At 44.1% G+C, this 13,677-nt stretch carries 10 protein-coding genes; 4 read left to right on the forward strand and 6 right to left on the reverse strand.

Annotation, left to right across the window (positions count from 1 at the left end; genetic code table 11):
• The first annotated feature begins 44 nt into the window (after positions 1–44).
• The 4 genes from HWQ47_RS14830 to HWQ47_RS14845 all read left to right on the forward strand — a co-directional run bounded on the left by HWQ47_RS14830 (position 45) and on the right by HWQ47_RS14845 (position 5,024).
• A complete protein-coding gene (locus HWQ47_RS14830; protein ID WP_269966862.1) occupies positions 45–1,994 on the forward strand; it encodes a thiamine pyrophosphate-dependent enzyme in 1,950 nt (649 codons plus the stop codon).
• Positions 1,995–2,240: 246 nt separating this feature from the next.
• A complete protein-coding gene (locus tag HWQ47_RS14835; protein WP_269966863.1) occupies positions 2,241–3,242 on the forward strand; it encodes a D-alanine--D-alanine ligase in 1,002 nt (333 codons plus the stop codon).
• Positions 3,243–3,398: 156 nt separating this feature from the next.
• A complete protein-coding gene (locus HWQ47_RS14840) occupies positions 3,399–3,953 on the forward strand; it encodes a type II secretion system protein (RefSeq protein ID WP_269966864.1) in 555 nt (184 codons plus the stop codon).
• Between the two features lie 129 nt (positions 3,954–4,082).
• Positions 4,083–5,024 (forward strand): LysR family transcriptional regulator, encoded by a 942-nt coding sequence (locus HWQ47_RS14845; protein ID WP_269966865.1) that lies wholly within the window; start codon positions 4,083–4,085, stop codon positions 5,022–5,024.
• Between the two features lie 156 nt (positions 5,025–5,180).
• On the opposite strand, the gene HWQ47_RS14850 is transcribed toward HWQ47_RS14845, so the two are convergent.
• From HWQ47_RS14850 to hrpA, 6 genes are all read right to left on the reverse strand, one after another.
• Complete coding sequence (locus HWQ47_RS14850) at positions 5,181–5,309, reverse strand: TIGR02808 family protein (protein WP_269966866.1); 129 nt, start codon at positions 5,307–5,309, stop codon at positions 5,181–5,183.
• 9 nt (positions 5,310–5,318) lie between these two features.
• Positions 5,319–5,909 carry a NapC/NirT family cytochrome c gene (locus tag HWQ47_RS14855; protein WP_269966867.1) on the reverse strand — a complete coding sequence of 197 codons (591 nt, stop codon included), beginning with the start codon at positions 5,907–5,909 and terminating at the stop codon, positions 5,319–5,321.
• Between the two features lie 16 nt (positions 5,910–5,925).
• Positions 5,926–6,381, reverse strand: a complete 456-nt coding sequence (locus HWQ47_RS14860; RefSeq protein WP_269966868.1) for a nitrate reductase cytochrome c-type subunit — start codon at positions 6,379–6,381, stop codon at positions 5,926–5,928.
• 12 nt (positions 6,382–6,393) lie between these two features.
• Positions 6,394–8,883 carry a periplasmic nitrate reductase subunit alpha gene (gene napA / locus HWQ47_RS14865; RefSeq protein WP_269966869.1) on the reverse strand — a complete coding sequence of 830 codons (2,490 nt, stop codon included), beginning with the start codon at positions 8,881–8,883 and terminating at the stop codon, positions 6,394–6,396.
• Positions 8,880–9,203, reverse strand: coding sequence for a chaperone NapD (locus HWQ47_RS14870; RefSeq protein ID WP_269966870.1), 324 nt, complete (start codon positions 9,201–9,203; stop codon positions 8,880–8,882). Before HWQ47_RS14870 ends, napA begins: the two co-directional genes overlap by 4 nt.
• Positions 9,204–9,791: 588 nt before the next feature.
• Positions 9,792–13,673 carry an ATP-dependent RNA helicase HrpA gene (gene hrpA, locus HWQ47_RS14875; protein ID WP_269971755.1) on the reverse strand — a complete coding sequence of 1,294 codons (3,882 nt, stop codon included), beginning with the start codon at positions 13,671–13,673 and terminating at the stop codon, positions 9,792–9,794.
• Positions 13,674–13,677: the final 4 nt, after the last annotated feature.

Raw genomic sequence — 13,677 nt, forward strand, 5'->3', positions numbered from 1 at the left:
CCCAAGCAAAATAAAATCAATATAACGTATCTAAGGGAAGCAAAATGGCTAAAAGTAGAGTGTGGTACAAAGTTCTTGAGAATAAAGATGAGCTCCTAGAGGGACGAGTCATGTCAGTAACAGCAGGACACCAAGTCCTCTGCTTAAGTCATTTTGAAGGCAAATATTCAGCCTTAGATAATCGTTGCCCTCATCAAGGTGGACCATTAGGTGAAGGGTCGATCGAGAAAGGTTTATTGCGTTGTCCCTGGCATGGTTGGGAATTCCATCCTTGCTCCGGTATCCCTCCTGGTGGATTTAGCGATGGTATTCAGACATTCGAAGTAAAAGTAGAGGGTGATAGTATTCTAGTTGCCATTGAAGAGGAGGCAGATCATCAACCCACCATCTCTGACGTCATGGTTGAAACTATGGTCAACTGGGGCGTTAACCGTGTATTTGGCATGGTTGGTCACTCAAATCTCGGAATGGCTGATGCACTTAGACGTCAGGAGGAGCAAGGCAAGCTTAAGTTTATCGGTATACGCCACGAAGGGGCCGCCTCTTTTGCAGCCTCAGCCTATGGCAAGTTAACGGGCAAACCCGCGGCCTGTTTTGCCATTGCAGGCCCAGGTTCAACGAATATGTTTACCGGCCTTTGGGATGCAAAAGTCGACCGAGCCCCCATCTTAGCCTTAACTGGGCAGGTGGCTACCCAAGTCGTAGGAACTGGCAATTTTCAGGAGGTCGATCTGGTTAGAGCATTTGATTCTGTGGCCGAATTTAATCACAGAGTTGAACACAGAAGTAAACATAGCGAATTGATGAGTTTGGCCATTAAAACGGCAATCATAAAGCGCGATGTGGCCCACCTAACCTTCCCCGATGAAGTTCAGGAACTCCCACTAGCCCACAATGAGCGCGCCCAAAACGATGAGGAGAGGATCACCAGTTTTACCATATCGCCTCCCCTGGAGAGTGTTGAAAAAGCCCTGAATATGCTCAATCAATCAAGCAAACCTGCCATAGTTGTCGGTCACGGTGCTAGATTCCATATGAAGGAGATCATCGAGTTTGCCGAGAAGCTAAACTGTCCAGTGATGACAACTTTTAAAGCGAAAGGTCAAATCTCCGATCATCATCCACTGGGCTGTGGTGTATTGGGTCGCAGCGGGACCCCCATCGCATCTTGGTTTATGAATGAAGCCGATCTGTTACTGGTTATTGGTGCATCATTTTCAAACCACAGTGGGATCACCCCTAAAAAACCGACCATTCAGATAGACTTCGACCCTATGGCGTTAAGTAAATTCCATAAAATTGATGCTGCGGTTTGGGGCGAGATTTCAGTTTCCGTTAAGATATTAGCGGCACAAATGTCGAATTTTGACAATAAACTTGACCGAACTTCAGATATCAAACAACGCAGTGATATTTGGGATGCCGAAAAGGCCAAGCGCCTGACAGAAGCCAGAGGCAAAGGGGTCAGCTCAATATCAGTTTTCGATGCTCTATCTAAACTCACTCCCGATAATGCCGTCGTGTGCGTCGATGTTGGCAACAATGCCTATTCACTCGGTCGATATTTTGAGAGCAAGCAACAAACATTCTTGATGTCAGGATACTTAGGTTCCATCGGCTTCGCTTTTCCCGCAGCAATGGGCGCATGGGCAGCCGTTGGCAACCAAAGGCCCATCATCGCGGTTGCCGGTGACGGAGGCTTCTGTCAATACTTAGCCGAGCTCACCACAGCGGTAAAATATAAGATGCCTATTAAAGCGATAATCTTAAATAACAGTGAATTAGGTAAGATTTCTAAGGAGCAGAGAGCAGGAGAGTTTGATGTTTGGGCCACCGATTTAGTTAATCCCAACTTCTCTGAATACGCTAACTCCTGTGGTGCACTTGGCATACGTGTCATCGACGATGCAAGGCTTGTCGAAGCGATGAAAACCATAATGGAACATCAAGGGCCTGCATTACTTGAAATAATCACAGATGTAGGTTTGATTTAAAGGATCCCCTTGTCAATTAAAGCTAAAGTTGATACCCAGCCACTTAAAGATGTAGAGTTCAGCGACACTTCACCAGCGCTGAAACTGGCATTCTGAGCTTGCTAGGGTATTGGCTTATATTCTTCGAGTAGATAATCACCACTTGATTCAAAACTGGACTCACATCGCGTTAGAACAGTTGCAAAAAATAGCGATTACGCCATAGTGAGCCAGCAATCGAATATTATCTCTGGAGAGAAAGAGAACATGAGTCAAATAAACCTACTCTTATTATGTGGCGGCGGCGGAGATGAACATGCTATTTCACTCATGTCGGCAAATTTTCTAGAAACATCACTGGCTAAAATACCAAAGATAAATCTGTTAAGAGTAGAGCTAGATGACCAAGGTCATTACCACACTCATGATGGTAAAAATTGTGAACTCACTAACCGTAAAGAGATCCGTTTTGCCGATGAAGCACAGCCATCCTGGGCTGTTGACTATGTGATCCCTTGCATTCACGGTTTTCCCGGTGAGACCGGTGATATTCAATCTTACTTTGACTTGATCAAGTTGCCCTTCTTTGGCTGTGATTCAGAATCGAGCAGTAACTGTTTCAATAAAGTCACAGCTAAGATGTGGTTCACTGCACTTGGTATTCCAAACACACCTTATATCTTCCTTAATGAATTTAATGAAGACGCTATAACACAAACAACTCAAGCACTTGAGAACTGGGGATCTATCTTTATTAAAGCCGCCTCGCAAGGTTCATCTGTGGGTTGTTACCGTGTAGACAGCCCAAATGATGTTGCCGCAACATTGGAACAAGCCTTTAGCTACTCACCCTATGTTATTGTCGAAAAAACCATTAACGCACGCGAGCTTGAAGTCGCCGCCTATGAGATAAATGGGGCAGTGGTGGCAACTAAGCCCGGTGAAATTATCTGTGCCAGTAACACCTTCTACAGCTTTGATGAGAAATACGCTGCAGACAGTAAAGCAGAGACAAAAGTCATTGCCGATGTCAGCGATGACATAGCTCAACAGATCCAAGCCTATGCCATCAAAGTATTTAAAGGCATGAAATTGAGCCACCTTTCACGCATCGATTTCTTTCTAACCGATGAAAACGAAATATTGCTAAATGAGATCAATACATTCCCTGGTTTAACACCTATCTCTATGTTTCCCAAAATGCTTGAAAATAATGGTGATGACTTTACTCAATACTTATACTCAAACATTAAATCGCAACTAGCTTAAGGTGTTGATGTCATTTTAAATAGCTAACCCCTATCAATAGCCATACAGATCAAAAAATCAACAAAATCCGCAAGCATGGTTAACTCACCACCACAATAGTGACAACCTTAATAAGGTGAATCTTATAAGAATAATAACTTATTTTGGAAGTGTATTTTGAAAACAGCTAAGGGGTTTACATTAATTGAGCTGGTGGTTGTTATCATCATTCTTGGCATTTTAGCGGTGACTGCTGCGCCTAAATTTATTTCTCTATCAGATGATGCCAATTTGTCAGTGGTTCAGGGAACCAGAGGAGCGCTAAAAGATGCTGTAACTCATAGCCACCTATTTTGGCAAATACACGGCAATGGGGCTGAAGCAGCAGATCTACCAGATTTACATGATGGTAGCTTCAATTTCAACAGTACAGGTTATCCTGTTGAATCTGGTGACCGTTTAAGTTCGGGTCATGGGGTCATAACAAGCCCAAATGCGAATATGTGTGGTCGTCTATGGAATGGTTTATTGGATCACAGCCCCGAATTGGATCGTTCTGGAGAGGGAAATAAAACAGGTAGTGGTAATACTGTATTTTACTATTCAGTTGAGGGAGGAGTATTTAAAGTAAATAATCCGGTAGCAGGCACCTGTATTTATGCCTTAATGGGCGACGATGCTATTCAGATCCAATACGATAGCAACACAGGTAATGTTACTCTGATCCAATAATAGACATTAATTACGACGACCAGAGGCATAGAAAGCTTACTTGCTATCAAACAATCTGCATCTTAATATCTCCAGCAATAGCAAAATAGCATTGGCCTGAATGGGCTTAACTACGGAACCACACACAACTTGAAAGAATTTGACTTTAATCTACTCACAGTGCTGGAGGTTCTACTCGAAGAGAAGAGTGTCACCTCTGCAGCTGCTCGCTTACATTTGAGTCAATCTGCAGTGAGCAAACAGTTAGGAAGGTTGCGCGAAACATTCAATGACAAACTGTTTGAACGCACATCACATGGATTAAGGCCTACACCTAAGGCCCTAGCCCTAGCTCCAGAGCTCAGACAGGTACTTAATCAGGTATCTCAGCTTACCCGCCCCAGTGAATTTGAACCTGAATTAAGCCAAAGAAAATTTCGCATTCACATGGTTGAAACTGCTTACTCACTAACCTACCCTCATTTTATGCCTGAGTTGCTTCAACTTGCTCCCAACATAAAACTCGATAGTCAGACTTGGCATCTTGATAGCATGGCGATGCTTCTTCGGTGTGAAATCGATCTGGGGATTGCCTGTCGGGAATGGGATAATCGTTCCCTGCTCCATATGAATGATGTGCCCGACGAGCTTGAATGTGTGGAACTACTGTGTGATCACCCCGTTTGTTTAGTCAGTAACAAACACCCTCTACTGCAGGAACCTTGGAATTTAGAGACGTTTTTAAAATATCGTCACCTTCAAGTTACCTTTGGCGGTATCGAACATTGGCTACTTGATGATGTATTAAAGGTTGAGCATCTACATCGAGATATCGCTGTCAATATGACCGACTTCAACAGTGCTATGCACCTTTGTGAGCAAAGTGAACTGATGCTCTGTTGCCCAGCAAAGTATGCATCTCAAATGAGTCAAAACTATGCTCTGACCACATTAGAGATCCCCACTCACCTCGTTCCTGGTGCCTACGTGCTTTTTTGGCATAAACACTTTAATTTTGATCCCAGTCATACTTGGCTAAGGGAGTTAATCTCGAGCCGCACCATAGCCCATCATCAGGCCAACCCGCTGTAATACCGATCCCAATTAATAGGTGAACAGTTCAGCACAACGAATAAAAAAGCCTGACTTTAATATTAAAGTCAGGCTTTTAGGTTTTATTACATCCTTTATTGTTAAATGCCAATCGGTTTAAGTCGCCTTGCTCTTGGCCGACTGAAACAAACCTCTTTACTTATCTGAAGTTTTGGAGAGAATCCAAATAGAGGCAACTGCAACGACAGAAAAACCACCTAGTATAATGATTGGCATGGCGCTGTAGCCAAGGACATGCCATATAACACTCTCTAATGTACTCATAATGGCTCCTTAATTCCAACCTTCAACTTCGTGCATATCTGGCAATCTATGGGCGATACCTTTGTGGCAATCCACACAGGTCTTTTCACCACTGGCAAGCGCAGTAGAGTGCTGCCTGACACTGCGTGGGCTCTGCTCGGAGAAGTCCATAAAGTCAAAGTTATGACAGTTACGACACTCTAAAGAGTCGTTCTTTTTCATTCTTGCCCACTCCCTTTCGGCTAAATGAGCTCGTCGCTCCTTGAACTTCTCAGGCGTGTTAATGGTTTGAGTAATATAATACGCAAACAGCTCTTTAGAAGCTTGAACTTTACGTATGATTTTATCCGTCCAAGCATGAGGTACGTGACAATCTGAACAGATAGCACGAACACCAGAACGGTTAGCGTAGTGAACCGTCTCTTGAATTTCAGCCACTATCGGCGCGTGACATCCAGAACAGAACTCTTCAGTGTTGGTCGCTTCCATACCTGTGTTGAATGCCCCCCAGAACATGAGTCCACCAGCAAATCCCATAAACAGAACGACACCTACCGCGGCTTTACTGGGCCGCCTCAATATGCCCCAGAAGCCTTTTAAGGCATTAATAATCCATTTCATATTATTACCTGCCTATTTATTTTTGCAGTGATTGAACACGCTCGAAGGAGTTACCCACTAACGGTTTCGCATCTGCTTGTGTCACGTGACACTGCAGGCAAAAGTATCGTCGAGGAGAAACATCAGCCAGTACTTCATCGTTTCGATTAGTAAAGTGAGTCACACTGATTTTAGTTGCCCCCATCTGCTTGGCATTTTTCCAGCCATGGCATGATAAGCATTTGTTAGCATTTAATGATACTTCATAGCTCCTGATGTGATGCGGGATCAATGGTGGCTGAAAGACATAACTGCTTTCAATATCTACCTGATCACGCGGCACTTTCTTCATAGGATCTGCCGCTCTAGTGGCTTCTAACTCAGCAGTGCCGCGTAAAGACTCTACACCACCGATACCACGATCCTGGCTTACAGCAAAGCCACTGATCAGAGTTAAGGTAATGCTCAACGTCAATAAAATTGATTTTTTCATCCTAACCCTGCCTTATGCTATTTTAGTAATTTTAACAGGACACTTTTTATAGTCTGTCTGTTTCGATAACGGATCGGTTGCATCTAAAATAAGTTTATTAATTAAGATACGTGCATCGAAGAACGGCACAAACACCAAGCCTTTTGGTGGCCGGTTACGCCCACGTGTCTCGACCCGAACACGAATATCACCACGCTTGTTACTCATTAACACTTCATCACCACGACGCACACCATGAGACTTAGCATCATCAGGATGCATGTAACAAAGCCCATCAGGGACTGCCTTATAGAGCTCAGGTACACGACGTGTCATGGTTCCCGTATGCCAATGCTCAAGTACACGACCAGTACATAACCATAGAGGAAACTCATCATCTGGAGATTCTGGTGGCGCCTCGTAAGGTGCTGAGATTATCCATGCTTTGCCATCTGGCTTGCCATAGAATTCAAATCCTTTGCCTTTGCCAACATAGGGATCTGAACCCTCTTTAAAGCGCCATTTTGTCTCTTTGCCATCGACAACAGGCCAGCGTAAACCGCGCTCTTTATGGTAGCGTTCGTATGGCGCTAAATCATGACCATGTCCGCGTCCAAAGCTTGCATACTCTTCAAATAGACCCTTTTGTACATAGTAACCTTGGGCCTTGGCATCATCATTGAGCTCTTGCGCTTCTGATAATGGAAACTTGTTCACTTGGCCATTTTCAAATAGCACTTCACACATATTCTTACCACGTACTTCGGGCATCTGAGCAATCAGCTCTTCGGCCCATACTTCTTCAATTTTGAAGCGTTTTGCAAATTCCATAATCTGCCATAGATCGGATTTCGATTCACCAGGCGCTTTAACCTGCTGATACCAAACCTGAGTACGACGTTCAGCATTACCGTAAGCCCCCTCTTTCTCTACCCACATAGCAGTCGGTAAGATAAGGTCAGCAGCTTGCGCTGTTACCGTTGGGTATGGGTCTGAACAGACAATAAAGTTTTTCGGATTACGGTAGCCTGGCAAGCGCTCGCCGTTAATATTTGGACCTGCCTGCATATTATTATTACACATGGTCCAATAAGCATTCAGCACACCATCGTTCAACTTACGATCTTGCAATACAGCGTGGAATCCAGGCTTTGGTGGAATCGTGCCTTCAGGGATTTTCCATAACTGCTCTGCCAGTTTACGGTGCTTAGGATTAGCAACAACCATATCTGCTGGTAAACGGTGCGAGAACGTCCCCACTTCACGTGCAGTACCACACGCTGATGGCTGGCCTGTCAGTGAAAATGGTCCATTACCCGGTGTAGATATCTTACCTACAAGCAAGTGGATGTTATAAACCAATGAGTTCATCCATACACCACGTGTGTGCTGGTTCATTCCCATGGTCCACAGTGACATAACCTTAATCTTAGGGTCGGCAAACTGCTTAGCTAAGGTCACGAGTTCATCTTCACTCATGCCTGTCATCTCGGCAGTTTTTGCTGCAGTGTATGGCGCAACTGATTTTTTGTACTGCTCAAAATCAATAGCCTGCACTTTACCAACGTTAGGATTGGCTGCCGCTTTCTGCAACGGATGCTCATCTCTTAAACCATAACCAATATCAACGGTGGCTTGCTTAAAATGAGTGTGCTTAGTGACGAAATCCCAATTTACCGCATCATTTTCAATGATGTAGTTTGCAATAAAGTTAGCTATTGCAAGATCGGTTTGTGGCTTAAAGATATAACCTTTATCTGCTAACTCAAACGAGCGATGGTAATAGGTTGATAATACATTCACTTTCACATGGGGATGACTTAAGCGACGGTCGGTGATACGAGACCATAAAACAGGGTGCATCTCTGCCATATTCGAGCCCCATAACACAAAGGCATCGGCTTCTTCGAAATCATCATAACAACCCATTGGCTCATCGATACCAAAGCTACGCATAAAGCCACCAACGGCTGAAGCCATACAGTGACGCGCATTAGGATCTATGTTGTTAGAGCGAAAACCTGCTTTCATCATCTTAGATGCAGCATAGCCTTCCATTACGGTCCACTGACCAGAGCCAAACATGCCCACACTGGTAGGCCCTTTCTCTTTTAAAGCCGCTTTCCACTTATCGGCCATGATATCGAAGGCTTGATCCCAGCTTACTGGTGCAAAGTCACCATTTTTATCAAACTTTCCATTAGTTTGACGTAACAGAGGCTGAGTTAAGCGATCGTTGCCGTACATGATTTTTGAAAGGAAGTAACCCTTAATACAGTTAAGTCCTTTGTTGACAGGCGCTTCAGGGTCGCCTTGAGTAGCAACAACTTTACCATCTTGAGTCCCAACAAGTACCGAGCAACCTGTACCACAGAAACGACAAGGCGCTTTATCCCAATGAATTTTTGACTCTTCACTCGATGCAATTAAATTCGTTGCAGTGGCTGGAAGAGTGATCCCTGCAAGTGCCGCAGCAGATGCCGCAGCATTGGCTTTGATAAAATCACGTCTAGACATTTTCATACTTGTTCCTCACTAACACTATAGCCATCATCAGGGGCTAGGTTATTTTTATTGGTATCGGTATCGCAATCGGTTCCACTATCAATTTGGTGATAAACCATAGTGGCACCAAGTACGCCTGGCATATTAATTATTTTTTCAATAACATCGGTAATAAAGCCTTCTGCTTCAGTCTCTAGCACTACAACGATTTTTCCGAGTTCACTAACGCCATAAATTTCGGCTTCATCAAACGCTTCAATTCTTTTTTTAGTTTCATCTAAATGTTCAGGGCTAACCTGAACAAGTAGGCTTGAGATATGCGCCTCAGGTAGCGACATGTGGGCGTTCCTTATCTATCTGGGGAAAAATACTGAAATGGAACTCAGAACTCCTCCAAGGTGGGGCCGCAGCCCTGCACATGGTGAGCCGTGTAGATGTGACTCAATATTGCCGGTTAATTTTTAGCTTATTAACCAAGTTGTTAACTTAATTAAGATAATAACTGGTGCACGACATCAAGCTGTATACCTCAAACTTGGTAAAACGCCCACAACCAGATCCGCATCACCATTTCGACATAGAGCGTGACACAAAGCAACAATCCGCCCTCATATTTTAGCCTAAAAAATAGCCACCGAAGAAGTATCATTGATCTAGAACATGTTTAGCAACAATCCTCACCATAAAAATCAACAAGTACTTGTTTACGAAAAGTTAATATATTAATAAGTAGGTAGTCGAAAATATCTCGGATAGATATTAAACAGACAAAGCTTAGCTTCCACAGAATGTTGAATGGATGAAATAACAAGAAGATAAAAAGCAATGATGATCTGAAGTGATAAAAAAGCGCAGAGAGCACCACCTGCGCTTGAACTATTATGGGGCTTGAACTAGTGCGGTATTACGGTAAAAAACAACTGAATTTAACTCTCTTTTATGCGGTTCAACACACGTTTCTCAGAGATCGGATACGCAGTACCTAATACCTGTGCAAAACAGGAAACTCGATACTCCTCTATCATCCATCGAGCATCGAGTAGAGCCTCCGGAATAGCAGCCGAACGAGGAATTTTAGCCTGTTGCGCTGCCAACTCCTTCTGCACATTATTGATGCTGTGCATATGCAAGCGATCTCGATTAGGATCAATCGGCAGCTTATCCAAACGATTATCTATCGCTTTAAGATAACGCGCCATGTCCGGCAATCTTCGCCAACCACAACCTTCGACAAAGCCCTTATACACCAGCTGATCCAGCTGAGTCTGAATATCACTCATAGCAAAAGCGATATCTAGGCTTATTTTGCCTTTGAGCCGCTTCTTTATCTTCTGATACAAGGTTAAGATCTCTTCAACCTTAAGTGCAAGTGCTGCAGCTGTAGGGTTAAGCTCTTGCCTAACCCAGTTTTTGGCCAACTCAAAATCAGCTTCATTGCGAACATCCAGATTTTTCTCATCGAGCAGTTGTTGTACTGCTGCTGCAAGTATGTCGTCAATTAAGATCTGCACCTGACCAAATGGATTAAAATACATGGCCAACTTCGCTTTATTCGGCAAAGTTTTTTGCAGGTGCTTTACAGGAGATGGAATATTGATCAGTAGCAGTCGTTGTAAACCAGCTTTGTGCGAGCGGATAGCCTCATTCTCATCATCAAATAATTTGATCGAAACGCTCGACTTATCATCAACCAAGGCGGGAAAAGCCTTAACTTCAAAGTTGCCCTTCTTCTGCTGGAACTGAGCTGGCAGATTGCCAAATGACCACGTTGTCAATTCTGACTTCTCGATACCGAAATCGGCGACTTGCCGAATAGCCTGGGTGACCTGTCCCTGTAAGCTTGCTTTTAACTGTTCAATATCACGACCTTGGGCCACCAACTCCCCTTTGTCGTTCTCCACTTTAAAGTTCATCAACAGGTGCTTAGTTAATTGACTTTGATCAAATGCTTCAGGGCTGACTCGAGTACCACTCATGCGCAGCAACTGCTTACACATGGCATCAATTAAACTCATCTCAAACGGCTTCATCGCCTGTAAACAGGCTTTAGCATAATCAGGCGCAGGCACGAAGTTACGTCGAATAGCCTTAGGCAGTGATCTGATCAGTGCGATGCACTTCTCTTCTCTAAGACCTGGCACCTGCCAATCAAAGTCTACATCTTCGATTTGATTCAGCAGAGCAACAGGAACATGAATAGCCACGCCATCATCTTCCGCAGCAGGTTCAAAGTGGTAGCTCACAGGCAGTTTAAGGTTGCCTTGATACCAAAAATCGGGGAAATCCAACGCTGAGATATGAGAGTCTCCCCTTTGCATCAGTTGCTCACGTTCAAAATCCAACAGATCTGGATTCAGTTTACGCTCGCTTTTCCACCAACTAAAGAACTTAGGCGCATTATAAATCTCTTCAGGGATTTTGGGTTCGTAAAAATCCACAAGCGCCTGTTCATCAACCAAGATATCCCGGCGACGAGATTTATGCTCCAACGCTTCAACTTCCAGCAATAAGTTACGATTCTTAATGAAGAATGACTCATTGGTCTTCAGTTCACCTTCGGCTAATGCGCTGCGAATAAAAATCTCACGCGCCTCGACAGGGTTGATCGGACCGTATTGGATTTTGCGTCGATTCACTATCATCAAGCCATAGAGCAACTGATTCTCTAAGGCAACCACACTGCCCTGTTTAGCTTCAAAGTGTGGTTCAAGGTAGTTTTTCTTAATCAAATGTCCCGCGAGTGGCTCAATCCATTCAGGCTGAATTTTGGCACAGCATCGAGCAAACAAACGGGATGTTTCAGTCAATTCCGCGGCCATGATCCACTTTGGCCCTTTTTTAGCCAAAGGCGAACCTGGAAACACAAAGAACTTACGATTACGCGCACCTAAATACTCATTATCTTTGTCTTTAAAGCCCACATGGCTCAATAAACCAGTGAGTAAAGATTTATGTAACAACTCATAATCAGCGGGTTCGCTATTGAGACGCCACTTAAGCTCGTGCACCGCTTGTTTTAACTGAGTGTAGAGGTCTTGCCACTCGCGCACTCTTAAGTATGCAAGAAACTCCTTTTTACACTGCTTTCTAAACTGACTGGCGCTGTGCTCTTTTTGCAATGATTTGACATGATCCCATAGATTCACAAATGAGACAAAATCAGAGTCTTTATCACTGTGCTTTTTATGCGCCTCATCACTGGCTTGTTTCTTCTCCATAGGGCGTTCACGGGGATCTTGAATCGACAATGCCGAGGTAATCACTAAAGCCTCATGCAAACAGCCATTTTGATTGGCCTGGATCACCATACGAGCCAAACGTGGATCCACGGGAATATGAGCCAATTGACGCCCGAGAGGCGTTAAGGTTAAACGTCCATTACTCTTGGTTACCGATTCAAGCTCCTCAAGCAATAAGAAACCGTCATGGATATAGCGCGGATCTGGTGGCTGAATAAACGGAAATGCTTCGATATCACCCAGACCAATCGCCAGCATTTTTAATATAACCGAGGCTAAGTTGGTGCGTAGGATTTCAGGATCGGTAAACTCTGGGCGACCAGTAAAGTCATCTTCTGCGTATAAGCGAATACATATGCCCGGTGCAACACGACCACATCGACCTTGCCTTTGGTTAGCACTGGCCTGGGAGATAGGTTCGATAGGTAAACGCTGCACCTTAGTACGGTAACTATAGCGACTGATCCTAGCCGTACCGGGATCGATAACATAACGAATGCCAGGAACGGTTAACGATGTTTCCGCCACATTGGTCGCTAATACAATACGACGACCAATATGACTCTTGAAGACTTTCGATTGCTCGCCATAGGAGAGACGTGCGTAAAGTGGCAAGATTTCAGTATCGCGATACTGACGACGATTAAGCTGTTCAGCCACATCGCGGATCTCTCGCTCACCATTCATAAAAATAAGAATGTCACCTGGGCCTTCATTGACCAATTCATCAACGGCAGAAAAAATACCTTCAGTTAGATCGAAATCTTCTTCACTGTCACGTACTAAAGGCCTAAAGCGCGTCTCTACTGGATACGTTCGACCCGAAACTTCAATCACTGGTGCATCATTGAAATGACGAGAGAATTTATCGAGATCTATCGTCGCTGAAGTAATGATAACTTTAAGATCGGGTCGTTTTACCAATACGTTCTTAAGGTAACCTAAGATAAAATCAATATTCAGGCTACGTTCGTGCGCTTCATCGATAATGATAGTGTCATATTGATCGAGAAACTTATCGTTGGTCAACTCTGCCAACAAGATACCATCAGTCATCAACTTGATATAGGAATTATGGTTTATTGCATCGGCAAATCTCACCTTAAAACCGACCACTTCACCAAGTGGACTATTCAGTTCTTCGGCCACACGACTCGCCACACTTCTCGCTGCGAGTCGTCTTGGCTGAGTGTGACCGATAAGGCCGCGACAACCTAAACCCAGTTCGAGGCAGATTTTAGGTAACTGAGTGGTTTTACCCGATCCCGTTTCACCGGCAATAATAACCACCTGATTTCCGGCAATCGCTCGGGCTATCTCTGCACGCTTTTGCGAAATTGGCAAGCTTTCTGGATAGGTGATTTCAGGACGGCCTTGACGGCGCTTCTCTACTTTCTCAAACGCTTGGATAGCTTGCAGTTCAAGCTTTTCAAGGTTTGCGCGTTTCTTATCGGAATCAGCTTCTTTATTAAGCCTGTACAAACGACGCCTGATCCTTGAAGCATCTGCTTGATAACAGAGAGTAAGGTAAGCATTTGATAGCGGGTGTTGTTGCGAACTCAAGACCAGATTC

The organism is Shewanella sp. MTB7 (assembly GCF_027571385.1).
Classification (GTDB): domain Bacteria; phylum Pseudomonadota; class Gammaproteobacteria; order Enterobacterales; family Shewanellaceae; genus Shewanella.